Source organism: Dichotomicrobium thermohalophilum, from assembly GCF_003550175.1.
Taxonomy (GTDB): Bacteria; Pseudomonadota; Alphaproteobacteria; order Rhizobiales; family Rhodomicrobiaceae; genus Dichotomicrobium; species Dichotomicrobium thermohalophilum.
Map to the genome: position 1 here is coordinate 309389 of NZ_QXDF01000002.1, position 22745 is coordinate 332133.

The 22745-nt window shown below is 63.5% G+C and carries 24 protein-coding genes and 1 tRNA gene; 14 read left to right on the forward strand and 11 right to left on the reverse strand.

Translation table 11 applies throughout. The features are described from left to right. Nucleotides 1–69 precede the first annotated feature (69 nt). From BXY53_RS11465 to rpmG, 3 genes are all read left to right on the forward strand, one after another. Nucleotides 70–396: a DUF983 domain-containing protein gene (locus tag BXY53_RS11465; RefSeq protein WP_245410452.1), complete on the forward strand. Its 327-nt coding sequence runs from the start codon at nt 70–72 to the stop codon at nt 394–396. Continuing rightward, a complete protein-coding gene (locus BXY53_RS11470; RefSeq protein WP_119062123.1) occupies nt 393–1121 on the forward strand; it encodes an NUDIX domain-containing protein in 729 nt (242 codons plus the stop codon). Before BXY53_RS11465 ends, BXY53_RS11470 begins: the two co-directional genes overlap by 4 nt. A gap of 81 nt (nt 1122–1202) precedes the next feature. Beyond that, nucleotides 1203–1370 carry a 50S ribosomal protein L33 gene (gene rpmG / locus BXY53_RS11475; RefSeq protein ID WP_119062124.1) on the forward strand — a complete coding sequence of 56 codons (168 nt, stop codon included), beginning with the start codon at nt 1203–1205 and terminating at the stop codon, nt 1368–1370. Between the two features lie 658 nt (nt 1371–2028). On the opposite strand, the gene BXY53_RS14325 is transcribed toward rpmG, so the two are convergent. Further along, nucleotides 2029–2445: a response regulator gene (locus tag BXY53_RS14325; RefSeq protein WP_280985264.1), complete on the reverse strand. Its 417-nt coding sequence runs from the start codon at nt 2443–2445 to the stop codon at nt 2029–2031. Between the two features lie 233 nt (nt 2446–2678). On the opposite strand from BXY53_RS14325, the gene BXY53_RS11485 reads away from it, so the two are divergent. Beyond that, entirely contained in the window at nt 2679–2966 is a 288-nt protein-coding gene (locus tag BXY53_RS11485; protein ID WP_119062126.1) for a DUF3572 domain-containing protein, read from the forward strand. 11 nt (nt 2967–2977) lie between these two features. Here BXY53_RS11485 and BXY53_RS11490 read toward each other — a convergent pair whose 3' ends face one another. Beyond that, nucleotides 2978–3850, reverse strand: coding sequence for a cell envelope integrity EipB family protein (locus tag BXY53_RS11490; protein WP_170144430.1), 873 nt, complete (start codon nt 3848–3850; stop codon nt 2978–2980). A 94-nt stretch (nt 3851–3944) separates the two neighbouring features. On the opposite strand from BXY53_RS11490, the gene BXY53_RS11495 reads away from it, so the two are divergent. From BXY53_RS11495 to BXY53_RS11510, 4 genes are all read left to right on the forward strand, one after another. Then, the gene (locus BXY53_RS11495; RefSeq protein ID WP_119062128.1) at nt 3945–4415 is read left to right on the forward strand and encodes a RidA family protein; all 471 of its coding nucleotides are present in this window, start codon (nt 3945–3947) and stop codon (nt 4413–4415) included. Beyond that, nucleotides 4416–5159, forward strand: coding sequence for a glycerophosphodiester phosphodiesterase family protein (locus BXY53_RS11500; protein WP_119062129.1), 744 nt, complete (start codon nt 4416–4418; stop codon nt 5157–5159). A 20-nt stretch (nt 5160–5179) separates the two neighbouring features. Next, nucleotides 5180–6364 carry a GNAT family N-acetyltransferase gene (locus tag BXY53_RS11505; RefSeq protein WP_119062130.1) on the forward strand — a complete coding sequence of 395 codons (1185 nt, stop codon included), beginning with the start codon at nt 5180–5182 and terminating at the stop codon, nt 6362–6364. 80 nt (nt 6365–6444) lie between these two features. Next, a complete protein-coding gene (locus BXY53_RS11510) occupies nt 6445–6882 on the forward strand; it encodes an HIT family protein (protein ID WP_119062131.1) in 438 nt (145 codons plus the stop codon). A gap of 6 nt (nt 6883–6888) precedes the next feature. Here the strand turns inward: BXY53_RS11510 and BXY53_RS11515 are convergent, their stop codons facing one another. From BXY53_RS11515 to hflK, 4 genes are all read right to left on the reverse strand, one after another. Then, nucleotides 6889–8361 carry a Do family serine endopeptidase gene (locus BXY53_RS11515; RefSeq protein ID WP_119062132.1) on the reverse strand — a complete coding sequence of 491 codons (1473 nt, stop codon included), beginning with the start codon at nt 8359–8361 and terminating at the stop codon, nt 6889–6891. Between the two features lie 180 nt (nt 8362–8541). Then, on the reverse strand, nt 8542–8727 hold the full coding sequence (locus tag BXY53_RS11520; RefSeq protein ID WP_119062133.1) for a DUF2065 domain-containing protein: 186 nt from the start codon (nt 8725–8727) through the stop codon (nt 8542–8544). 12 nt (nt 8728–8739) lie between these two features. Then, on the reverse strand, nt 8740–9723 hold the full coding sequence (gene hflC / locus BXY53_RS11525; protein ID WP_119062134.1) for a protease modulator HflC: 984 nt from the start codon (nt 9721–9723) through the stop codon (nt 8740–8742). Continuing rightward, nucleotides 9720–10841: an FtsH protease activity modulator HflK gene (hflK, locus tag BXY53_RS11530; protein ID WP_119062135.1), complete on the reverse strand. Its 1122-nt coding sequence runs from the start codon at nt 10839–10841 to the stop codon at nt 9720–9722. The genes hflC and hflK overlap by 4 nt, the downstream gene beginning before the upstream one ends. A 1045-nt stretch (nt 10842–11886) precedes the next feature. On the opposite strand from hflK, the gene BXY53_RS11535 reads away from it, so the two are divergent. Genes BXY53_RS11535 through BXY53_RS11545 form a run of 3 tightly spaced genes read left to right on the forward strand, consistent with a single transcriptional unit; the run spans nt 11887 to nt 16749 of the window. Further along, on the forward strand, nt 11887–13830 hold the full coding sequence (locus BXY53_RS11535) for a PrkA family serine protein kinase (protein WP_119062195.1): 1944 nt from the start codon (nt 11887–11889) through the stop codon (nt 13828–13830). 52 nt (nt 13831–13882) lie between these two features. Further along, nucleotides 13883–15208 carry a YeaH/YhbH family protein gene (locus BXY53_RS11540; RefSeq protein ID WP_119062136.1) on the forward strand — a complete coding sequence of 442 codons (1326 nt, stop codon included), beginning with the start codon at nt 13883–13885 and terminating at the stop codon, nt 15206–15208. Beyond that, on the forward strand, nt 15205–16749 hold the full coding sequence (locus BXY53_RS11545) for a SpoVR family protein (RefSeq protein ID WP_210209228.1): 1545 nt from the start codon (nt 15205–15207) through the stop codon (nt 16747–16749). Before BXY53_RS11540 ends, BXY53_RS11545 begins: the two co-directional genes overlap by 4 nt. 24 nt (nt 16750–16773) lie before the next feature. Here the strand turns inward: BXY53_RS11545 and BXY53_RS11550 are convergent. Together BXY53_RS11550 and BXY53_RS14175 are read right to left on the reverse strand one after the other, a co-directional pair. Then, nucleotides 16774–16848: transfer RNA gene (locus tag BXY53_RS11550), tRNA-Val, on the reverse strand. 31 nt (nt 16849–16879) lie between these two features. After that, entirely contained in the window at nt 16880–17047 is a 168-nt protein-coding gene (locus BXY53_RS14175; protein WP_170144431.1) for a hypothetical protein, read from the reverse strand. 171 nt (nt 17048–17218) lie between these two features. On the opposite strand from BXY53_RS14175, the gene BXY53_RS11560 reads away from it, so the two are divergent. Beyond that, the gene (locus BXY53_RS11560; protein ID WP_119062138.1) at nt 17219–17917 is read left to right on the forward strand and encodes a winged helix-turn-helix transcriptional regulator; all 699 of its coding nucleotides are present in this window, start codon (nt 17219–17221) and stop codon (nt 17915–17917) included. Between the two features lie 73 nt (nt 17918–17990). Here BXY53_RS11560 and cpdR read toward each other — a convergent pair whose 3' ends face one another. Continuing rightward, nucleotides 17991–18350, reverse strand: a complete 360-nt coding sequence (gene cpdR / locus BXY53_RS11565) for a cell cycle two-component system response regulator CpdR (RefSeq protein ID WP_119062139.1) — start codon at nt 18348–18350, stop codon at nt 17991–17993. A gap of 180 nt (nt 18351–18530) precedes the next feature. After that, on the reverse strand, nt 18531–19013 hold the full coding sequence (locus tag BXY53_RS11570; RefSeq protein ID WP_119062140.1) for a secondary thiamine-phosphate synthase enzyme YjbQ: 483 nt from the start codon (nt 19011–19013) through the stop codon (nt 18531–18533). A gap of 191 nt (nt 19014–19204) precedes the next feature. Here BXY53_RS11570 and BXY53_RS11575 point away from each other — a divergent pair, with 191 nt between their 5' ends. Beyond that, complete coding sequence (locus BXY53_RS11575) at nt 19205–20470, forward strand: CaiB/BaiF CoA transferase family protein (protein WP_119062141.1); 1266 nt, start codon at nt 19205–19207, stop codon at nt 20468–20470. A 103-nt stretch (nt 20471–20573) separates the two neighbouring features. Further along, complete coding sequence (locus BXY53_RS11580) at nt 20574–21923, forward strand: DUF2254 domain-containing protein (protein ID WP_119062142.1); 1350 nt, start codon at nt 20574–20576, stop codon at nt 21921–21923. 63 nt (nt 21924–21986) lie between these two features. On the opposite strand, the gene BXY53_RS11585 is transcribed toward BXY53_RS11580, so the two are convergent. Next, nucleotides 21987–22436: a cysteine rich repeat-containing protein gene (locus tag BXY53_RS11585; RefSeq protein WP_170144432.1), complete on the reverse strand. Its 450-nt coding sequence runs from the start codon at nt 22434–22436 to the stop codon at nt 21987–21989. Between the last annotated feature and the right edge of the window lie 309 nt (nt 22437–22745).

The window sequence follows — 22745 nt, forward strand, 5'->3', positions numbered from 1 at the left end:
CCGCGCCCGGTGTGGCGGTCCCTGTGGCGCGGTGCCGGCCATAAATGCCCTGCCTGCGGGTATGGCGGGATGTTTTCGCGGTTTCTCAAGGTCCGCGATGCCTGCGCGTCGTGCGGCGAGGCGCTTTATCATCACCGCGCCGACGATGCGCCGCCCTATTTCACCATCTTCATCGTCGGGCACGTGATGATCCCGCCGCTCATGTGGCTGGAGACGGCCGTTCAGCCGGCGATATGGCTTCACTTGCTGCTCTGGCTGCCGCTGTCGGTGCTGCTGACGCTGTGGCTGCTGCCGATCGTGAAGGGCGCGATCGTCGGGTTGCAGTGGGCGAACTATATGCACGGCTTCGACCCGACAAGTGACGAACGTGAAGGCGACCCCCAGCTTGAGCCGTGAGACCGCGCCGCGCGCCGCGCCTGCGCGTGCCCGAGGGCATTGCGGGGGCGACAGGTGAATATCTCGCCCGCCCGCTCAGGGTGGGCACATGGCCGCAGCGTCCAGCGCGGGATGCCGCCAGCCTCGTGATCCTCGATGACAGTGATGGCGAGCCGCGGTTTTTGATGGGGCGTCGGGCGAGCGGGCATGTCTTCCTGCCGGGGGTGCTGGTGTTTCCTGGCGGGCGCGTTGAGCCGCAAGACTATCGCATCAGGCCCGGTTACGACTTTCCCGGCGCCGCGGTCGCAAAGCTCGCCGCGCGCAGCCGCACGCGCCACCCCGCGGCCTTCGCGCGCGCGCTGGCGGCCGCGGCCCTGCGGGAGGCACGAGAGGAGGTCGGTTTCCTGTCGCCGGCCTGCCGGCCCGAACGCGGCGCGGACCTGCGCCAGCTCAGCTTCGTTCTGCGGGCGCTGACGCCGGCGAAACGACCGCGCCGTTTTGACACGCGCTTCTTCTGCCTGCGCTGCCGCGGGGCGGCGGCGATCCTGCGGCCAGGCGACGGTGAGCTTGAGGATGTAAGCTGGTATGCACTTGGTGCGCTGGCCAAGGAGGACCTGCATGTGGTATCGCGCGCGGTCATCGAGACGCTGATGGACCGTCTCAACACAGGGCGCCTTGACGATCCGCAAGCGCCGGTTCCGTTCCTGTTTGCACGCGGAAGCGGTTTTCAACGGGTGGTATTGTAGCCTGACACCCGTTCTTGACATCAGCGTCCCCCTCGGTAACTGTGTCGCCAAGATAGCAGAACCGTTTTCTGGAGCAGGTCAATGGCCAAACCGACAACACAAAAGATCAAGCTCGTGAGTTCGGCTGGAACCGGATATTTTTACGTGACGAAGAAGAACACGCGGAACCTGACGGAAAAGCTTGTTCTCAAGAAATACGATCCGGTCGCGCGCAAGCACGTCGAATTCAAGGAAGCCAAGCTGAAGTAATTCGGGTGACGTCTGGTCGGCGCGCAAGCGCCCCTCCCGCGAACGCCTTGCCAGCCTTCGGAAAATCCAGGACAGGAGAGCCCGGTGGAGCGCGGCACGGGATGCCTGTGTCAATTTGAACGCTGCCGACGCCGCGAGCCAGCCCCACGACCACTCGGCAGCGGGGTACATCCAAGGAGTCGTGAGGGCTGGCCTTCAAGTCAAATCGACCAAAGAGGGCGTTGGTCATTTGACTTGTTGGCCGAGATGGTACCGGCGCTTGCGAGGAGGCCACTCAACCGCGCACCATCCGGCCTATCCCCCAAGCCAGGAGATGCGGCGAACCTGGCGAGCCGGGGGAAACTCTCAATTTCCACAACAGTAAGCGGGAAAAAGCGGCACTTTTCAAGAGTTCTTGATTCTGCCACGCCGTCAAGCCGGCATGTCCCCGCTTTCCTGTTGGACAATCACCATTAGCGCATTGTCCGCCTGCGACCTAAATCGCAATCAAGCATAAACTCATAATTCACCAAAAAGCAATATTTACAATTGTTTACGGTAAACGGTGCAGCTGCCGCAGGCTATGCACGCTTCAAGCGCTGTCCGCGCGTGAGTTTTCCCCAGGAAATATCACCACATCCGCCTTGTACGGAGCCGATTGCCGGAGCCTGCTGACCGCTTAGCCCTTGTTAATGAACTGCTCGATCGTCTCCAGGAACGCGCCTACCGCGATCGGCTTCGAGATATAGGCCTCGCAGCCACCCTCACGGATGCGCTGCTCGTCGCCCTTCATGGCGAAGGCCGTGACCGCGATGACCGGAATGTCCTTCAGCGCATCGTCTTCCTTCAGCCATTTTGTCACGTCCAGACCCGACACTTCGGGGAGCTGGATGTCCATCAGGATCAGGGCTGGCCGATGCTTGCGCGCCAGCGGCAAGGCATCCATGCCGTTGCGCGTCTGAACGGTCTGATAGCCGTGTGCCTCCAGAAGATCGTTGAACAGCTTCATATTCAGTTCGTTGTCTTCAACGATCAGCACTGTCTTGCCGCTGGCACTCGACTGGCCGTTGCCATTCGGGGCCCCGGGGCCCGGCACTGTGGGCTCAACCGGCGGCGCGGACGCCGCACCCCTGGCGCTGTGGGGCTTGGCCGTTCTTTTTCTGCGGCGTGTCCTCGTATCTTCAAATTCCGGCATAGCTTATCTTGCGGATGTTCTGTTTTCAGGACGCCCCTTCGGTTCCGCGCGCCGCACGCGCAGATCGTAGTGGCCAACCCTTAATAAAAACCTCTGTGCTCGCACAAACCTGTGATGGACCGAACCGAGCAACCATGAAACGCGCGTCCGATACTCATCGCCTTGATCTTGACGCCGCCGAAGCCCTTGCGTTTCGGGCTGTGGCCTTCATTGCGTCCGACGACGCCTATCTTGCCGATTTCCTGTCCCGCAGCGGCCTTTCCCCGCAATCGCTGGCCGAATCCATCGAGGACCGGGCGTTCCTGACTGGCGTTCTGGACCATCTCCTGGCGGATGAATCTCTCCTGCTCGCCTTCTGCGGCAACGCGGGTATCGACCCTGCGGACATTCTGCCGGCGCGCAATGCTCTGTCGCCCTCCTGAGCGAATTCGGTCTAGCCGGGTGTCTGCCGGCAGGCGTCCGCTTTGTGAAATTCCAGCGATGACAACTCGCCTGTCAGCGCGAAGCTGCCGTAGTCGATCCGCAACTTGCGGCTGACCCCATTCTCGTAGAGCCGGAACGACAACTGGTAGCTTGGCACGGAGTCGTCTGCGGCACCGACCTCGAAATAGCTGATCGACACCGGCCACGACTGCTTGTCCGCAAGCCGGTCGCGGCCCGGCACGTCCGCCCCTGTGTCCTGACCTGCCGGGATCGCCTCGCCGATGAAGGTCGTCGTGGCGAACAGCTTGTCGCCGGTCTCCGAGCCGTCATAGACATTGGTCTGGATCACGCGCTCTCCTGCGCGCGCTGCTTCCAGGATCTTCAGCGAGAACTGTGTCGGGAACTGGGCCGGCTCATCAATCCGCATCTGCGTCTGGCGCGGAGCCTCCAGCGTGATGGTGATCGGTCCGCCCGGCGCCTCGCGCTCAGCCCGGCCTTCCAGATTGTCGGTGAGCTGATTGTTCAGATATTGTGAGGAGTTGAACCGAAAACGTTCGCCGTCGCTAGCTTCCCAGGTCGAGGAGCGGATGTCGCTGACGACTTCGACGCCCTCGGCATCGACAATGCGTGTAACCATGCGGTTTTCGAGCGTATAGCCCGTGCAGCGCGAGCCGGAAATATCAAACACCATCCGCCCTTCCACGCCGGCGATATTCTTGGCGGCATCCGTCTCGTCGAGCTGCATCTCGTAGACCGCCCGATGCGGCGCGAACGGCATGCCCAGCCCAGTCGCTTGCGCTGGCGCGGAGGCCGCCGTGACCGCTACGGCGGTGACCACCGCAGCACCGGCAAGCCTACCGAATTTCGCTTCGCAAGAGCGCATGATTCTGTTTCCTGATCTCATAAGTTGAAATATACAGGGCAAGCCTGAACGCACCAATGACGAAATCGCCTGGTTGAACAGCGAGGGGGAAACTATGCCCGGTATTGTGGACGAAAAGTTGCGCGAACTCGGCATCACGCTGCCGCCCGCCCCGGCGCCCGCGGCGAATTATGCGCCGTATGCGATGGCGAGCGGCCTTTTGTTCGTGGCCGGGCAGCTTCCCAAAGACGAATCAGGCCTTGCTTATGCCGGGAAACTTGGCGAGACCGTCAGCCTGGAGGATGGCCAGTCGGCCGCGCGCCTTTGCGCACTCAATATCCTCTCTCAGGCGAAGGCGGCTCTTGGCGATCTGGACAGGATCACGCTGTGCCTCCGTCTCAACGGCTTCGTCAACAGCACGCCGGACTTCACCGACCAGCCCTCGGTCATCAACGGCGCGTCTGACCTGATGGGACAGGTGCTGGGCACCTCCGGCGTGCATTCGCGCATCGCGGTGGGCTGTGCCAGCCTGCCGATGGGCGCGGCGGTTGAGGTGGATGCGGTTTTCGCGGTGTCGCCTGCCTAGATGCCCAAGCCGCCCGACTGGCTGTTGCAGCCGATCGCGCATCGCGGGCTGCATGATGCGGCGTGCGGTGTCATCGAGAATACACCTTCCGCCTTTGAGGCAGCCCAGCACGCGGGCTATGCGATCGAAACGGACCTGCGCGCCGCGGCTTGCGGCACGCCGATGGTGTTTCACGACGCCACGCTGGAGCGGCTGACGCAGGGGACAGGTCTTCTCGCGGCGCGGGACGCCGCTACGCTCCGTGCGCTGCGCTTTCGCGAAAGCGCCGACCGGATGCCGACGCTCGCTGCGCTGCTGGATCAGGTTGGCGGGCGGGTGCCGCTGTTCCTTGAGGTGAAGAGCAACTTTACTGATCAAACAGCCTTCGCGCAGCGCATCGCGGCGGACCTGCGCGACTACGATGGCCCGGTCGCGTTGATGTCGTTCGACCCGCGATTGCTCGGCGCCTTCCGCGAGTTCGCACCGCACATCCCGCGCGGGCTGGGCGCAACGCGGGTCAGGGCGGACGAATTGCCGCAGGCAAGTACGCTCCAGCGCATCGCGCTCACCCATCTGCTTTTCATTGCGGAAGCACGGCCCCACTTTATCTCCTGCGAGCACACGGCGTTGGGCCTGCTTGGGCCGGTGCTCGCGCGCCGTGCGGCGGGGTTGCCGGCCATTGCCTGGACCGTACGCACCCCGGCCGAAGCCGACCGCGCCCTGCGCCGGGCTGGCGCGATCATCTTCGAAGGCTTCATGCCCTGAAGTGGCAACGGAGACACCGCATGGGAGACAGCGAGCCGCTAAAGGTCGAGGTCACCGGCGAGATCGCCGACGTGCCCGCTGCCCAATGGGATGCCTGCGCCAATCCAGACCCTTCGACCTACAATCCGTTCGTCTCACACGCCTTCCTCAAGGCGCTGGAGGACAGCGGCTCAGTGCGCGCGGAGACCGGCTGGGCGCCGCGCCACCTGCTGCTGCGCGACCGCGCGGGCGCGCTGTTGGGCGCCATGCCGCTCTACCTCAAGGGCCACAGCATGGGCGAATACGTCTTCGACTATGCCTGGGCCGACGCCTACGAGCGCGCGGGCGGGGAGTATTATCCGAAGCTGCAATCTTCCGTGCCATTCACGCCAGTGACGGGCCGCCGGCTGCTGACTCCGGATGGCGCGCCAGGCTGGCGCGGCGAGGCGCTGTTGAACGCGGCTGTCGAGTTGACATCAAAGAACGGTCTGTCCTCGCTTCATCTGACCTTCCTGCCGGAGGAAGAGTGGCATCTCGGTGCGCGCCTCGGCCTGTTGCAGCGGACCGGACAGCAGTTCCACTGGCTCAACGCGGGCTATCAGAGCTTCGATGATTTTCTCGGCGCACTGGCCTCGCGCAAGCGCAAGGCAGTGCGCAAGGAGCGGCGCGAGGCGGTTTCCGCCGGCATCGAGATTGAATGGCTGATTGGCAGCGACATTACCGAGGCGCACTGGGACGACTTCTTCGCGTTCTACATCGACACCAGCAACCGCAAATGGGGCCGCCCCTATCTGAACCGCGCGTTCTTCAGCCGCGTGCATGAAGCGATGCCCGAGAGCGTGGCGCTGTGCATGGCGCGGCGGGGCGGTCGGTATATCGCGGGGGCCCTCAATTTCATCGGCGGGGACGCCCTTTACGGCCGCTACTGGGGCGCGATCGAGCATCATCCATTCCTGCATTTCGAGGTCTGCTATTATCAGGCGATCGAGCTGGCGGTCGCCCGTGGGCTGGCGCGGGTCGAGGCCGGCGCGCAGGGCGAGCACAAGCTGGCGCGTGGCTACGTCCCGCAGACGACCTACAGCCTGCATTACCTCGCGCATCCGGGGCTGGCCGAGGCGGTCGAGCGTTTTCTGGAGCGCGAGCGCGAAATGGTCGCGCAAGACAATGAGATCCTCGCCGAGGCGACCCCATTCCGCCGCCGCGATCCAGGCCAAGGTGGCGCTTGACCCTTGCCGGCGGGCGTCGTTAAATCCGCCGCGACTGAAATTTAGCGATGTGCTGCCCGCTTCCAGACAAGGGGTCCGCCATGAGCGAACAGCCGCCCGCCTATGATCCCGACAACATCTTCGCGAAGATACTGCGCGGCGAGATGCCGTGCTTCAAGGTCTATGAAGACGACCACACGCTGGCCTTCATGGACATCATGCCGCGAACGGACGGCCACACCCTGATCATCCCCAAGGCGCCATCGCGCACGCTTTTGGACGCACGGCCGGAGGACGTTCAGCACGCCGCGGTCACTTCGCAGAAGATTGCGCAGGCGGCGCAAAAGGCGTTCAACGCGGACGGCATTCTGTTCCAGCAGTCATCCGAAAGCGCGGCGGGGCAGGTGATCTTTCACCTGCATTTCCACATCATGCCGCGCTGGGACGGCGTTGATCTGCGCCCGCCGGGGCAGAAGGCGGATGACGACGTGCTCGAAGAGCACGCCCAACGTATCCGTGACGCCCTGGCCAGCCTCTAGAGGTAGCTACGGGTCAAGCGGCAGCGCGACGAATTTCATTTCGTCCGCATTGAGTGCAAACAGGAGCAGGGCAGTCGCGCGGCCCAATTCTTTGAGCTCGGCAACGCGTGCGCGGACCTCGTCCGGCGTGCTCACGGGTTTGTGAGAGACTTCCACGATCACCGAGCCCGGGGTGATGTCCCGCTCCGCCGCGCCGCTACCCGGCGCGACATCGGTCACGATAACCCCCTCCACATCTTCCGCGATTCCGTATTCGTCACGGAGCGGATCGGACAGCGCACTCAGCGAAAGCCCGAGCACAGTGTCCCCCTGATCATCCTCCATCGGTTTGACGGCGGTTTCGTTTTCGTCCTCGACCAGCCGGCCGACGGTGAGCTTCAGTGTGACCCGCTCGCCGCGCCGGTTCACTACGACCGGAACCTCCGCGCCGATGGGCGTTTCGGCGACAACGCGTGGGAGTTGCCGGACGGTATTCACTGGCTTGTCGTTGAAGCGCACGATTACATCGCCGACCTCGATGCCGGCTTCGGCCGCCGGCCCGTCGGGAGTCACGGCGGCCACCAGCGCGCCCTTTGCCTCGTCCATGCCGAGGCTAGCCGCGATCTCTTCGTTCAGATCCTGAATGCGTACGCCGATCCAGCCGCGGCGCGTCTCGCCATATTCGCGGAGTTGCGCGATCACGCGTTGGGCCGTGTTGGCCGGCAAAGCAAAGCCGATGCCGATCGAGCCGCCGGTGGGCGAGATGATCGCGGTATTCACGCCGATCACCTCGCCGTCCATGTTGAACAGCGGCCCGCCAGAATTGCCGCGGTTGATGGCCGCGTCGGTCTGGATGAAGGCGTCATAGGGCCCGGCGTTGATGTCGCGCTTGACCGCTGAGACGATTCCCAGCGAGACGGAGCCGCCCAAGCCGAAGGGGTTGCCAATCGCCATCACCCAGTCGCCGACTTCCATCTTGGCGGAGTCGCCGAATGGCACGGCCTGCAATGCCTCGTCCGGCTCCACCCGGAGGAGTGCGAGGTCAGTCTTGTCGTCACGGCCGATGACCTCCGTGACGGTGAGTTTCCGGCCATCGGCGAAATTCACGATGATCTCGTCAGCGTTTTCGATCACGTGGTTGTTGGTGACGATCAGCCCTGACGGGTCGATCACGAAGCCCGAGCCGAGCGAGTTGATGCGCCGCGCCTGCCCGCGCTCGTCGAGGAAGTCCTCGAACAACTCGTCAAAGGGCGAGCCTTCCGGCGCCCGTGGCACCGGAACGGATGGGCCGTTGGATAGGAGCTGGGTGGTGGAGATGTTGACGACCGCGCCCTGCAGGTCCTTTGCCAGTTCGGAGACGGGTTCGGGCCCGCGCGCCAGCGCCGGCGCGGCGAGGCCGAGCCAGATCGTGGCTGCCAGGAGAAGCGCGGCAGCCGCGTTGTACGCTGCATTCGCGCGCAGAGCGCCGGCGCGGGCCGGCGAGATGCGGGAAAAGGTCATGTCATGCTGTCCGAATGCTTCAGGCCGGGGCTAGAGGCCATCGCGTCCATGTCCGCCAAGACTTCAAGAAGAGCCTCTCGAAAATCTAGCAGACGGTGACGACGCTGCGAAGGAATTTGCGGCGGCCGGCCCAAACGGGGCGGAGGTGTATCGCCCGGAGGCCACAACCGGCTGGCGTGCTTACCCGCGCACCAGCCAGACGATGAAAACACCGATCGCAACGGCGATCGCGCCCGCCGTGCGAACGGTGCTTTCAGGTGTCTGTGCCATCATTTCTACCAGGCGGGCGCCCATGCGTGGCGCTAGGGCCCACAAGAGCCCCTCGATCACCAGCACAAGCCCGAGCCCGACCAGCAGGTCATTCATAGCGGATGCAGCTTACCGTGTAGCAGCGGCCCGTGGGCCCGGGGCATCCTCGTCGATTTCGTTTGCCTCAACGGTGCCGGCAGGTGTCGGTGTCGGCTCATCGGAACCGGCCGTCTGCTGGTCGGAGCCCGCGCCGTATGGGCTTGAGAAGTAATTGAAGAAGGGCGAGCTCGGCGAGAGCACCATGCGGGTGTCGTCGGCCTTGATGCCCTTCTCGTAGGCCTGCATCGAGCGGTAGAAGGCGAAGAAGTCCTCGTCGCGGCCAAAGGCATCGGCGAAGATCTTGGTGCGTTGGGCGTCGCCTTCACCTCGCAGGATCTGCGCATCGCGCTCGGCTTCGGCCTTGATAATGGTCGCCTTGCGGTCGGCCTCGGAGCGAATGCGTTGGGCCGCCTCCTTACCCTGAGCGCGGATTTCGGCGGCTTCCTGCTGGCGCTCGGTCTGCATCCGGCGATAGATCGCCTCGCTGTTGGCCTGCGGCAGATCGACGCGCTTGAGACGCACATCGACCACCTCGATGCCGAACTCCTTTGCCTGGTCGTTCACGTCCTCGTTGATGCGCTCCATCATCACGTCGCGTTGGTCCCGCACCACCGTCTGAAAGTCGGCGGCGCCCAGCACGCGGCGCAGCGAGGCATCAAGCGTCGAACTCAACCTCGAACGCGCGACCGTTTCGTTCGTGACCGCCTGATAGAACAGCAGCGGATCGGTAATGCGGAACCGTGCGAAGGCGTCGACAACCAGCCGCTTCTGGTCGGCCGCGATTACCTCCTGCGGCTTGCTGTCCAGCGCCAGGATGCGCTTGTCGTAGACCGTGACCGTCTGCACGAGGGGGTACTTGAAGTACAGCCCCGGCTCCTTGATCACGCGCTTGGGTTTACCGAACTCAAGCACAAGCGCCTGTTCGGTCTGCGATACGATGAAAGCTGCCGAGTAGGCGGCGAATGCGCCTAGGGCAAGCACGATGACGACTATGGCGAAAAGCGCGCTTCTCATTGGCTGGCTCCCTGCGTGCGGCCCTCCTGCCTCCGCAACTCATTGAGCGGAAGGTAGGGCACCACGCCTTGTCCGGTCTTGGCTTCGTCGATGATGATCTTTTCGGTTCCCGCGAAGATGCGCTCCATCGTCTCCAGGAACATGCGCCGGCGCGTCACCTCAGGCGCCGAAGCGTACTGCTCGTAGATTTTGACGAAACGATCTGCCTGACCTTCGGCCTCCGCGACCGTCTGCTCCTTGTAGGCCTGAGCGGCCTCCATGATCTTCGCGGCTTCACCGCGGGCTTCCGGCACGACCGTGTTGGCGTAGGCAAGCGCCTCGTTCTGCAGGCGCTCCTGGTCAGCGCGGGCCGCCTGAACGTCACGGAACGCGTCGATAACCTGCGCGGGTGGGTCGACTTTCTGGAGCTGCACCTGCGTAATCAGGATGCCAGCCTCGTAGCTGTCCAGTGTCTTCTGCATCAGCTCCTGGACGGCCTGCTCCGTTTCTTGACGCGACCGGGTCAGCAGCGGCTGCAGTTCGCTCTCGCCCGCGACTTCGCGCAGCGCGCTTTCCGCGACGTCCTTCACCGTCTGTTCCGGCTGCTGAATGTTGAAGAGGAAGTCTTCGGCGTCCTTGATCCGCCAGAAGATCACCGAGTTGATGTCCACGATGTTCTCGTCGCCCGTCAGCATCAGGCTTTCTTCGGGGACCTGGCGGGAGACGCTTGTCGTCACGCCGTCAACCTCGCCACGGAAGCCAACGGTCTCGCGGTTCACACGCGTAACCTTCGGCTTGTAGACGGTCTCGACCGGATAGGGCAGCCGGAAGTTCAGGCCCGGCGGCAACTGGCGATCGAATTCACCGAAGCGCAGCACGACGCCGACCTCATCCGGCTGGACGCGCGTCGTGAAACCCTGAAACCCGACGAATGCAAGCACGGCCAAGACGATCAGCGCGATCACGCCGCCGCCGATACTGCCGCCACCGCCCGGCATGGCTTTCTTCAGACGGTCCTGGCCCTGCTTCAGGATCTGTTCGAGGTCGGGGCCCTGGTTGCCGCCGCCAGACGGGCCCTGTCCCCAGGGGCCGCCGCTGCCGCCTCTCCAGCCTCCGCCATTTTGACTACTCCAAGGCATGGTGATGATCCTTTGTACGTCTCAGATGCGAGAAGGGTTGCGGTTCGCGATCAGGCCCGTGATCTGATCGGGACCGCTGACCCGGTTCGATTGTGGGGAAGTCCATACCGCGATCATATCGCTAAAAATCTTGGCCTGCTTATAAGCCACTTGCTGGCACGGCGCAAATCACGAGCTGGGAAGCTGATCCGCTGCCGGCCGGCGATTGGCGGGACAGTCATTTGGCACTTCGCCGGATATGGCGAGGCGCTGCAAGAGCGTCAATGTGCACTGGATCAATTACGGCCCGCGGTGACCGGTGGATGATGATTACAGGCTTTCCACACGATGGTTAAGGCAGGGGAAATGTCGACGTGAGACACTGCACATCTGCCACGCCCCTACGAAAGGCGCGGCCTTTGAGTGTTGATCGCCGTTGCTGGCGATGAGATGCTGGTGTAGCATGAAGAAGAGCATAACGGACCCGCTCCCGCAGCCACGCTTGGCGGGGAGGCTTGTCGAACACAGTCGGGTCCAAGCCGGCGAATCGGATCAGCAACGACGCACCGGTTGGAATTGTCTTCCGGGCTGCTCCTGGCGCTTTGGTGCCAGCAGCGGCCTGACGGCTGGGCGGGCGAAGCCTTTCGTGGCGAACAGGCGATGAAGGCGTGAGCCCGTTTTACAGAGTGCGCAAGAGAGCTACGGTGAGCCGCTCTTGGACAAGGAACGCAACGCGAGCTTGGCGCTTGCCATTACAGCGTTCTCAGCGACGCGCCGAGGGTGCATTAACGAGGCTGATCGCCGCAGTCAACGGTTTTGGCGACCAAGGCAAGCGACCTGTTGCAGTGCTGCATCATGACGCGGCCGGGCGCCGGGACGCGCATGCGTGGGCGTCGACGCGGATGCAACCGATCCGGCGATGTCCGGAAATTGTACCGGCGCTATGCGTTTTTTTGGCGAAATCAACCCTTTGCCTTCGATTTTTAAGTGACGATGTAATTGGAGGCCGGGGTTAAGGTCATGGGCGAACATGAGTCACGGTGACAGCTTGGGCGAACTGAAAGGCATGAGCAAAGATACGATCCTCGAAGAATTCCGTGGGCGCTACGCTGATCGACGGACCTCCGAGATGTCCCTGCAGGAATATCTTGAAGCTTGCCGGGACGATCCGAAGATGTATGCGAGCGCAGCGGAGCGGCTTCTGGCCGCGATCGGTGAACCCGAAATCGTCGACACCTCGCGCGACGATAGGCTGGGCCGCATTTTCCAGAACCGGACGGTGCGGCGGTATCCGGCCTTCAACGACTTCTACGGTCTGGAAGAGACCATAGAGCGCGTGGTGGCCTTCCTGCGCCACGCCGCGCAGGGTCTGGAGGAGCGCAAGCAGATCCTCTATCTGCTGGGCCCGGTCGGCGGCGGCAAATCGTCGCTCGCCGAGCGCATGAAGAAGCTGATGGAATCCGAGCCGATTTACGTGCTGAAGGCTGGTGATGAGGTCAGCCCCATCTATGAAAGCCCGCTTGGGCTGTTCGACGCCGAAAAGGACGGCCCGGCGCTCGAACGCGATTACGGTATTCCGCAGCGCCGCCTGCCGGGCATGTGCTCGGCCTGGGCGCTGAAGCGGCTCGACGAGTTTGATGGTGACGTCTCGAAGTTTACTGTGGTGCAGCTGCACCCCTCGAAGCTGCGCCAGATCGGCGTGGCGAAGGCCGAGCCCGGCGACGAGAACAACCAGGACATCTCGACGCTCGTGGGTCACCCGGATATCCGCAAGCTGGAGTTCTTCAGCCAGGACGACCCGGACGCCTATTCCTACTCGGGCGCGCTGAATCTGACGACGCAGGGTCTGCTCGAATTCGTCGAGATGTTCAAGGCGCCGCAGAAGATGCTCCATCCGCTCCTGACGGCCACGCAGGAGCGAAACTATGTCGGTTCCGAAAATCTCGGGGCGATGCCATACCAGGGCATTATCATCGCGCACTCGAATGAGTCGGAGTGGCGCAGCTTCAAGGCCAACCGCAACAACGAGGCCTTTCTCGACCGCATCAGCCTGATCCGCGTGCCGTACTGTTTGCGCGTGGATGAAGAGTCGATGATCTACAAGAAGCTGCTGGCGCAGTCCGAGCTGTCCGAGGCGCCCTGCGCCCCGGACACGCTTGAGATGATGGCCCGCTTCTCGGTCCTGACCCGGCTGAAGCCGCACGAGAACTCGTCGCTCTATGCAAAGATGCTCGTCTACAACGGCCAGGACCTGAAGGGCAGCGACCCGCACGCCAAGACGGTGCAGGAGTACCGCGACGCAGCGGGCGTGGACGAGGGGATGGACGGCATGTCCACCCGCTTCGCCTACAAGGTGCTGTCAGAGACATTCAACTTTGACACTGCCGAGGTTGCGGCCGACCCTGTGCACCTGATGTATGTGCTGGAGCAGGCCATCCGCCGCGAACAGCTCGACCGCGAAACGGAGCAGCGCTACATCGCCTTCATCAAGGACGAACTGGCGCCGCGCTACGCCGACTACATCGGCAAGGAAATTCAGAAGGCATACCTCGAGTCCTACGAGGAATACGGTCAGAACCTGTTCGACCGTTACATCGCCTATGCGGACGCCTGGGTCGAAGGCAAGGACTACAAGGACCCGGACACGGGCCAGATCTTCGACCTCGATGTGCTCGACCGCGAGCTTCAGAAGACCGAAAAGCCGGCGGGCATTCGCAATCCGAAGGATTTCCGCAACGAGGTGGTCAAGTACGCCCTGCGCCAGCGTGCCCACAACGAGGGGCGCAACCCGCGGTGGACGTCCTACGAAAAGATCCGCGAGGTGATCGAGCAGCGCATGTTCTCGCAGATCGAGGAGCTGCTTCCGGTCATCACGTTCGGCAGCAAGCAGGACAAGGAAAGCGCGGAGAAGCACGAGGCGTTCGTAACGCGCATGACGGAGCGCGGCTACACCGAGCCGCAGGTCCGCCGCCTCGTGGAGTGGTACATGCGCATGCGCGAAGCGGGCTAAGGCCCGTTTCGCCGCCAACTGGCGATCAAACGCCGACTGGATCGGTCACACGATGGCAAATTTGCGGATCATCGACCGCAGACAGAATCCGAGTGGCAAGAGTCTCGGCAACCGACAGCGTTTCATGGACCGGGCGCGGGAGCAGCTGCGCAAGGCGATCAAGGAAAACATTCGCCAGCGCAGCATCTCCGACACCCAGTCCGGCGAGACGGTGGTCATCCCTGCCGATGGCACGCATGAACCCGTGTTCCGCCATGACTCCGAAACCGGCGAGCGGTCACGCGTTCTGCCGGGCAACAAGGAGTTCCGCGCGGGGGACCGGATTCCGCGCCCCTCTGGCGGAGCCGGCCGCGGCGGCAGCGAAGGTAGCGAGGAAGGCGAGGGCGAGGATGCCTTTGCCTTTACGCTGAGCCGGGACGAGTTTCTCGACCTCCTGTTCGAGGACCTCAAGCTACCGGACCTGGTCAAGAAGCAGCTCAAGAGCGAAGAGACCGAGAAGCCCAAGCGCGCGGGCCTGACGACCTCTGGTCCCGCCAACCGGCTGAATCTGGTCCGCACGGCTCGCCGCTCACTGGTGCGCCGCGCCGCCCTCAGCCGGCCGAAGCAGGACGTGATCGTGCAGATGGAACGGGAGCTGGAGCGGCTGGAACACGAGGAGATCACCCCCGCTGACGGCCGCTCAGCCGAGCGCCGCATCGCCGAACTGCGCGAGCAGCTGGAGCGGGCCCGGCAGAAGCGCGCCCGCGTGCCGTTCATTGACCCGATGGACCTGCGCTACAACCGGCTGGAGCATCGGCCGCAGCCGATCGCGCAGGCGGTGATGTTCTGCCTGATGGACGTCTCCGCCTCGATGGACGAGGACATGAAGGCCCTTGCGAAGCGCTTCTTCCTCTTGCTGCACCTGTTCCTGGAGCGTCATTACGACAACGTCGAGGTGGTCTTTATCCGCCACACTCAGCATGCCGAAGAGGTGGACGAGCAGACCTTCTTCGAGGGGCGCCAGACCGGCGGCACCGTCGTCTCCTCCGCGCTCAAGGAGATGCTGCGTATCGCCCAGGCCCGCTATCCGCTGGCCGATTACAACATCTACGTTGCTCAGGCCTCCGACGGCGACAACGTCCGCAGCGACATAGAGACGTGCATCAACCTGCTCGAAGGCCGCATTCTGCCCATCACACAGTACATGGCCTATGTCGAGATCAACCCCCCAATGCGCGGACGCCGCAACATCGCCCGCCGCGGCGAGAGCGATCTGTGGCACGGGTATGCCGAACTCGCCGAACGCCGCCCGAACCTGGCGATGCGCCGCATCAGCGAGGCGAGCGACATCTTCCCCGTCTTCCGCGATCTGTTCAAAAGCGAAGGGCAAACGTCGTGACGGTTCAGGATATCCGGCCCGCAAAGCCGCTGTTCAGCGGTGCGGACTGGGACTTCGACACGCTTCAGCGCACGTTTGACGCGATCGAGCGCGTCGCGCTGGAGGACCTTGGCCTCGACCCGTACCCGACGCGTCTTGAGGTCATCACCTCCGAGCAGATGCTCGATGCCTATGCGGCGACCGGAATGCCGGTGATGTATCCGCACTGGTCGTTCGGCAAGCGCTTTGCCCAGCAGGAGCTTCTCTACCGCAAGGGCTATCAGAGCCTGGCGCTGGAGATCGTCATCAACTCCGATCCCAGCCTCTGCTACATCATGGAAGAGAACACCATGGCCACGCAGGCGACCGTGATCGCGCACGCGGCCATGGGGCACAACCACTTCTTCAAGCACAACCAGGTTTTCCAGGCCTGGACCGCGCCCGACACGATCCTCGACGATCTGCGCTATGCGCGCAGCTTCGTGAAGGCGTGCGAGGACCGGCACGGCCGCCACGCCGTCGAGCAGGTGCTGGACGCCGCGCACACGCTGTTCGCCCACGGCGTCGGCCGCGACAAGGCGCAGCGTCCTGACCCGCTGGAGCAGCGCGAGCGGCTGCGCCGCCGCCGCCGCGAGGCGCTTGAGGCGATGGATGAGCTGTGGCTGCGCACAGTACCACATGCCCTCGCCGACGAGGAGGAAGACGCCAAGGAAGCCTACCGCGACGCCGAGCGCAGGGCGTTGGGCCTGCCTGAGGACAATCTCTTGCTGTTCCTCGAGTCGCACGCGCCGCTGCTGGAGGACTGGCAGCGCGAGCTCCTGTGCATCGTACGCCAACTCGCGACCTATTTCGAGCCGCAGCGCCAGACGAAGATGATGAACGAGGGCTGCGCGACCTGGTGCCATTTCGAGATCATGAACCGGTTGCGCGACCGCGGTGAGATCGACGAGGGCGCGATGCTGGAGTTCCTGCATCTGCACGCGCATGTCGTTGCCCAGCCGGACTTTGACCAGCGTGGCTATCCGGGCATCAACCCGTATGCGCTCGGCTTTGCGATGATGCGCGACATCGCCCGCATCTGCACCGCGCCGACGCGCGAGGATGAGGAGTGGTTTCCAGAGATCGCGGGCAATGATGACCCGATCGGCACCCTGCGCTGGGCGTGGTCCGAGTTCCGTGACGAGAGCTTCGTGCGCCAGTTCCTCTCGCCGAAGCTGATCCGCGACTGGCGTATGTTCCGGCTTCGCGACGACGCCGAGGACCCGGAATATCTCGTTGAGGCGATCCACGACGAGGCCGGCTACCGCAAGATCCGCAGTGCGCTGGCCGACCTCTACGACCCGGCGGCGCAGCAGCCCCGCATCGAGGTGGTCGACGCTGACCTGCGCGGCGACCGTAAGCTGCACCTGCGTCACTGGGTGCATGACGGCCAGCAGCTCGACGCGCTGGAGACGCGACGCGTGCTACGCCATATCGCACGGCTGTGGGGCTATGAAGTGCGGCTCACCGAGGTCGAGGAAGACGGGGAGGAACTCGGCAGCTACGAGACGGCCGAGCTGTAACCGTTTCAAGTTTCAGGCAAGAAATGGTGCGCGCACCTGGGATCGAACCAGGGACCCCTACGATGTCAACGTAGTGCTCTCCCGCTGAGCTATGCGCGCTGAGGGGATAGTCTGCGAACGATTGATATTGCTAATTCGATAGCATGAGACCGCGCGGGACGGCAAGCCCCTCGCGCGGCCCCCAGGTCGTCGCGAAGTTGGGGCGGGCGGCGCTCAGTGCTTCATTGGTCTTCGCCTTGTCGGATTGCGCGCCGGCTGCCGTCGCCGTCAGCGCTAGGGCGAACTTGGCGGTTGCCACTTTGTTCGTGAATTTTGCCCTTTGTTTCAATCTTTTTGGCGCTCGCAAATGCGGTCGCTGGTGCGCCCCTGCAGGGCCGGTCGCGGCGCGACCAGTGCCCGAACGGTACTGGTGTCGATTAGGTCGGCGAGATCGGTTAGCATGCGCAGCTCAATCCTATGGAGGCTGGACATGCCCCAGGATCGCTATCGTCAGTTCTGTCCTGTCGCGATGGCCGCCGAGGTGCTCTGCACGCGGTGGACGATCGTGCTGATACGCGAGCTTGTGGCTGGCTCCACCCGCTTCAATGACCTGCGCCGCGGCGTGCCGCGGATGTCGCCGACACTACTTTCCAAACGGCTTCGTGAGTTGGAGGAGGCGGGGATCGTGCATAGACGCCGAATGGCGGAGGAGCCTGCCCACTTCGAATACGAGCTGACCGCTGCGGGGCGCGACCTCGGTCCGATCATCGAAGCGATTGGTATGTGGGGCCAGAAGTGGATCGGGACCGAGCCCAGCCTGGCAAACGTCGATCCCGGGCTCCTGATGTGGGACATGCGCCGCAACCTCGACCCGACGCCGATGCCCCCGCGGCACACGGTTGTGGCTTTCTCCTACACCGACCAGCCGGAGGTGCGGCGGTATTGGTGGCTGATAGTAGCGCCGGGTTCAGAGGTCGACCTCTGCTCGATCGACCCCGGGTTCGCTGTCGACCTTTACGTCGAGACGGATCTCCGGTGCATGACCGAGATCTGGATGGGGCTGACGACGGTCAGGGCTGCCGCAGCAAACGACCGGCTTGAACTTATTGGCGAGCGGACGCTTGCGGACGCCATGCAGCAGTGGCTCGGCCTGAGCCCCTTCGCCGGACAGAGAAAGCTGGTTGACTGAGGAGAGGCGGCACGCGAAGGCGCCTATCACGGCGCAACGAGGCACCGACGCCTTGTGGTTGCGGTAGTTTACGTCACGCTGCCAGTAGCCGATCGACCTCGTCGACCAGATGCCGCAAGTGGATGGGCTTTGACAGGATCTTGGCGTTTCGCGGCGCGGTCGACTCCGGGTGAAGTGCGACGGCCGCGAAGCCGGTGATGAACATGATCTTGAGGTCGGGATCAAGATCGGCAGCGCGCCGGGCCAGCTCGATGCCGTCCATCTCAGGCATGACGATATCCGTCAACAACAGGGTGAACGGTTCGCGTCGCAGACACTTGTAGGCTTGTGCCCCGTCACAGAACGCACGCACCTCGTAGCCGGCCCTTTCGAGCGCGCGCGCCAGGAAGCGGCGCATGGATTCGTCATCTTCGGCCAGAAGAATACGCTGCATCGTTCGCTCTATACGCAATACACGCCCTACGAACGGCGTGGTCCCTCGACTGTGTGCCCGGCCGCCAACCTATCCAGAACAATGGCGAAATCAGCCTCAGCGTTACATTAACGTTACCGTCAAGGCGACGCCCAGCGTTGTCAGCGCGCCGCACCGGCTTTTCCACAACTTGAACGCGCATTAGCCACCGACTGTGCCGATAAATTGCAGGTCGATGCGGCGGCGATGCGGGTTGTCGCGATGTTCCAGTACGTAGACGCCCTGCCAGGTGCCAAGCGCCAGGCTGCCGCCAACGACCGGGATCGACAGGCTCACCGAGTTCAGCATCGCCTTGATGTGCGCCGGCATGTCGTCAGGGCCTTCCGTGGCATGTCGATAGGGGGCGTCCCGCGGGGCGAGGTTTTCCAGCGCGGTGAGCAGGTCGCTCTTCACCGAGGGGTCGGCGTTCTCTTGGATGATAAGCGATGCGGAGGTGTGCGCGATGAACGCCGTCAGCAGGCCCTGGGAGGCGCCGATCTGGCTCAGCCAGTGACTGATGTCACTTGTGATGTCCGTGAAGCCCGGGCCGCGCGTGGCTATCTCAAGGCGCGTGTGACGCTGTGCCAGTGTCTGTCCGCTCACATCGTCCGCGCCTGCATTGTGTGTCCAGAAACCGCTCGCCATTACGCTACCTTACTGCGCCGTGGCCTGTCGCGCCAGCCCGTCGGACCATGATATTCGGCCGTTATCTGGGGCGGCGCCAAGACGTGCTATTTATTTCGGCCGCAAGTCTGGCTAGAACAAGCGGATGCATCCGCTTCGGCGCCCCGGGCGCGGCGGACTGATACGCACAAGGACAAACCGTCGGGAGGTCCATGTCTCAATCCGCCACACCGCCTGAGGCCCAGACTGCCCCCGGTCCGCTCGCCGGTCTGCGCGTGCTCGACCTGACACGCATTCTTGCCGGGCCGACCTGCACCCAGCTTCTGGGCGATCTGGGCGCGGAGGTCATCAAGATCGAACGCCCCGGAAAGGGGGACGACACCCGCGGCTGGGGACCCCCCTTTCTCGACGGCGAGGACGGTACCGAAAGCGCCTATTACCTCTGCACCAACCGGAACAAGCGCTCCGTGGCCATCGACATCGCAACCGAGGAGGGCCAGCGGCTCATCAAGGACCTCGCCGCCAGGAGCGACATTCTCTGCGAGAACTTCAAGGTCGGCGGGCTGGCCCGCTACGGGCTGGACTATGAAAGCCTCTCGGCGATCAATCCCGGCTTGATCTATTGCTCGATCACTGGCTTCGGCCAGACGGGGCCGTATCGCCATCGCGTTGGCTACGACTTCCTGATCCAGGGCATGGGCGGCATCTGCAGCATCACCGGCTTCCCGGATGAGGACGGTGGCCGCCCGACCAAGGTCGGCGTCGGCATCGCGGATGTCATGACGGGAATGTATGCCACCACGGCCGTGCTCTCGGCCCTTCACGCGCGCCAGCAGTCGGGCAAGGGCCAGTATATCGACCTCGCCCTTTATGACAGCCAGATCGCGTGGCTCATCAACCAGGGGCTTGCTTATCTCGTCAGCGGGGAGAACCCGGAACGGCTGGGCAATGGCCATCCGCACATCGTGCCCTATGATACGTTCCCGGCCTCGGACGGCCATTTCATCATCGCCGTCGGCAATGACGGGCAGTTCGCGCGGTTGTGCGAGGTGCTGGGCCGGCCGGATTGGGCCGAAGACCCGCGCTTCGCCAAGAACGTCGACCGCGTGCGCAACCGCAAGACGCTGATGCCGCTGATCGAGGAGATCACCGCCACGCGTCCGTCAGGGGAATGGATTGCCGCGCTGGAAGACGTCAGCGTGCCCTGCGGGCCGGTCAACACGCTCTCCGAGGTGTTCAGCGACCCTCAGACGCTGGCGCGGGAGATGCGGATCACGATGTCGCATGAAAAGGCGCCAGGGGGCGCGGTCGATCTGATCGGCAACCCGGTGAAGATGAGCGAGACGCCAGTAACCTACCGCCACGCGCCGCCGCTTCTCGGCGAGCACACCGACGAGGTGCTGCGCAACACGCTCGGGCTGGACGATCAGCAAATCGCGGCGCTGCGTGCCAGCGGAGCTATTGGCAGCGGCGATTGAAACCCTTGGCGCGATCGTGTCGTAAGCAGCCCGCCCGCTTGCGCACGGGCGCCGACCCGGTCGGGTACGCCAGGCTTGCGGCCCGCTGGAAAGAGACCCGTTCATGCGCCTGAAAATCTCCGAGATCATCTTCGCCATCCGGTCGAACTTCTGGTTCATTCCGGCCATTCTGTCGCTGATTGCGATCGCCGCGGCCTTCGTGTTTGTCGAGGCCGATCTCTGGATCGCCCGCGGGGCCTACGACGCCTATATCCCCTCGCTGCAGATGCCGGTGGAAAGCGCCCGCCTCGTGCTTTCGACGATCGCCGGCTCGATGATCACCGTGGCCTCGCTGGTGTTCTCGCTCACACTGGTTGCCCTGACACTCGTCTCGCAGCAGCTTGGGCCGCGCGCGCTTCTGCACTTCATGGACGACCGGCCGACTCAGATCGTGCTTGGGCTGTTCATCGCCACCTTTCTCTTCGCGCTGGTGGTCCTGACCCGCCTGGATGATGAGGTCATCCGGGGTCAGGTGCCCGGGATGGCCGTGATCGCCGCGGTTGCGTTATCTGTCGTGGCGCTCGGAACGGTGATCCACTTCATCCACCATATTGCCACGCGCATTCAGGCGGATGTCCTGATCGCCGAACTCGGCGGCGACTTCCGGTCCGCGGCCGAGACCTTCGTGTCGCGCGGGCAGGCCGAAGACGCCTTCGCCGATGACGCCGAGCGCGAAAACCTGCTTGAGCAGTTCGAGGAAGGGAAGTGCTACGCGGTCGCGCTGGAAAGCAGCGGTTATCTCCTTCGCTTCGACACCGACGCCATGTGCCGGCTGGCGCAGCAGCACGAGCTGGTGCTTCGCGTCGAGGAACGCCCCGGCGCATTCGTGCTGGCCGGCCACCCGCTGCTCACCGCTATCTCGGGCAAGGACGCGGAGATCGAGGACAACACGCTGAGCCAGTTTCGCAACCAGCTTTCCGTCGGTTCGCGCCGAACCCCACAATCGTCCATCGAGTTCGATCTCAAGGCGCTGGTCGAAGTCGCGCTGCGCGCGCTCTCGCCCGGGATCAATGATCCCTACACGGCCGCGGCCTGCATCGACCGGCTGGCTGACGGCATCCGCGTTCTGATGGCGCGGGAAACGGAGCAGCGCGTGACCCGCGACGAGGACGGCAAAGTGCGGATCATCCACATGCCTGAGCCGTTCGAGCGCAATCTGTCACTGGCGTTCGATGCGATCATCAAGGCCGGTGGGGACCACGCGATCATCCTGAGCAAGCTGGCTGAGGTGCTCAGCCAACTCCGCGGGGCGGCATGCTACCTGCATCAGGAAGAGGCGATTACGGAGCAGCTCGACCGCGTCGTGGCGATGGCCAGGCGGAAGGGGTTCTCGCGAGCCCAGCAGGAAGAAATTTACGCGTTTGCCGATCTGGAACCGCCGCTGGCCGGTTTTGAGAACTCGAGCGAGACCTAGCTTCGGTGCAAGAGAACGAACGCCCGAAGGCTCGCGGCGGCGCGAACGCTTCGGGCTCATGCATCACCGTGCGGCGAGGCGGGAGGCCAGGCGACTGACCAGCCCCCGACAACCCTGGCTCAGTTCCCCCTGGTTGTCGCGCAGACACTGGAAGATCCGGCCTTCGCCCGGCGTCATACCGCGGCAGTATTCGCGGATGTCGGCCGCGCAGCCAGCAACGGCCGTGCGGACCTCGTCGACGAACCACGCGAGCTTATCGCCCGCTTCAAGGATGGCCATGTCGCAGCCGACCGAGATCTTGTCCTCGTGGGCGTAGAAACAGGCCACCATCCGGCCGTCGCCCGGAGTCACCTGCGAGCAAAAGGTCTTCATGTCCTTGGCGCAGGCTTCACGAACGTTTTCGCCGATTTTGCGGGCTTTTTCGCCGAGCTCCTGCGCTCCGGCTGCGTTCGCCACGCCGAGCGTGAGCACCGCCCAGCAGATGAAGGCTAAGAGGGACTTGCCGTGCGACATCACAGTTCTCCTTTCACGGATGGTGGTGACGACGATTCTTGGTGCAGACCTCCGGTCAATGCCGTCCTCCAGTTCTGTCGACAGAGCATTATCCCGCATGGCTGTGCGTTGATTAACAATCATCAATCAATAAAACTCTAAATATTATTGTGTAAATAATGCGTACTCATAAAGAATTATTATTCATGACAGTAGATCACCGCCGATCACATCCGTGCATAATCTATAATAATCGCTTGTCGCGTTTCCGCTCGCAAACATGCGGGCGCGCAACGGCATTGAAACGCGCGCGAGGAGTCGCCCGGCGCC

What these genes read in the sequence shown, in the direction of transcription:
- BXY53_RS11500 (WP_119062129.1), top strand. Translation starts at nt 4,416, where the DNA reads ATGCCCAAGCCGCCCGACTGGCTGTTGCAGCCGATCGCGCATCGCGGG.
- BXY53_RS11495 (WP_119062128.1), top strand. Translation starts at nt 3,945, where the DNA reads ATGCCCGGTATTGTGGACGAAAAGTTGCGCGAACTCGGCATCACGCTG.
- BXY53_RS11515 (WP_119062132.1), bottom strand. Translation starts at nt 8,361, where the DNA reads ATGACCTTTTCCCGCATCTCGCCGGCCCGCGCCGGCGCTCTGCGCGCG.
- BXY53_RS11505 (WP_119062130.1), top strand. Translation starts at nt 5,180, where the DNA reads ATGGGAGACAGCGAGCCGCTAAAGGTCGAGGTCACCGGCGAGATCGCC.
- BXY53_RS11510 (WP_119062131.1), top strand. Translation starts at nt 6,445, where the DNA reads ATGAGCGAACAGCCGCCCGCCTATGATCCCGACAACATCTTCGCGAAG.
- BXY53_RS11490 (WP_170144430.1), bottom strand. Translation starts at nt 3,850, where the DNA reads ATGCGCTCTTGCGAAGCGAAATTCGGTAGGCTTGCCGGTGCTGCGGTG.
- rpmG (WP_119062124.1), top strand. Translation starts at nt 1,203, where the DNA reads ATGGCCAAACCGACAACACAAAAGATCAAGCTCGTGAGTTCGGCTGGA.
- BXY53_RS11585 (WP_170144432.1), bottom strand. Translation starts at nt 22,436, where the DNA reads ATGTCGCACGGCAAGTCCCTCTTAGCCTTCATCTGCTGGGCGGTGCTC.
- BXY53_RS11535 (WP_119062195.1), top strand. Translation starts at nt 11,887, where the DNA reads ATGAGCAAAGATACGATCCTCGAAGAATTCCGTGGGCGCTACGCTGAT.
- BXY53_RS11520 (WP_119062133.1), bottom strand. Translation starts at nt 8,727, where the DNA reads ATGAATGACCTGCTGGTCGGGCTCGGGCTTGTGCTGGTGATCGAGGGG.
- BXY53_RS11570 (WP_119062140.1), bottom strand. Translation starts at nt 19,013, where the DNA reads ATGGCGAGCGGTTTCTGGACACACAATGCAGGCGCGGACGATGTGAGC.
- cpdR (WP_119062139.1), bottom strand. Translation starts at nt 18,350, where the DNA reads ATGCAGCGTATTCTTCTGGCCGAAGATGACGAATCCATGCGCCGCTTC.
- hflK (WP_119062135.1), bottom strand. Translation starts at nt 10,841, where the DNA reads ATGCCTTGGAGTAGTCAAAATGGCGGAGGCTGGAGAGGCGGCAGCGGC.
- BXY53_RS11580 (WP_119062142.1), top strand. Translation starts at nt 20,574, where the DNA reads ATGCGCCTGAAAATCTCCGAGATCATCTTCGCCATCCGGTCGAACTTC.
- BXY53_RS11485 (WP_119062126.1), top strand. Translation starts at nt 2,679, where the DNA reads ATGAAACGCGCGTCCGATACTCATCGCCTTGATCTTGACGCCGCCGAA.
- BXY53_RS11465 (WP_245410452.1), top strand. Translation starts at nt 70, where the DNA reads ATGTTTTCGCGGTTTCTCAAGGTCCGCGATGCCTGCGCGTCGTGCGGC.
- BXY53_RS11560 (WP_119062138.1), top strand. Translation starts at nt 17,219, where the DNA reads ATGCCCCAGGATCGCTATCGTCAGTTCTGTCCTGTCGCGATGGCCGCC.
- BXY53_RS11575 (WP_119062141.1), top strand. Translation starts at nt 19,205, where the DNA reads ATGTCTCAATCCGCCACACCGCCTGAGGCCCAGACTGCCCCCGGTCCG.
- hflC (WP_119062134.1), bottom strand. Translation starts at nt 9,723, where the DNA reads ATGAGAAGCGCGCTTTTCGCCATAGTCGTCATCGTGCTTGCCCTAGGC.
- BXY53_RS11540 (WP_119062136.1), top strand. Translation starts at nt 13,883, where the DNA reads ATGGCAAATTTGCGGATCATCGACCGCAGACAGAATCCGAGTGGCAAG.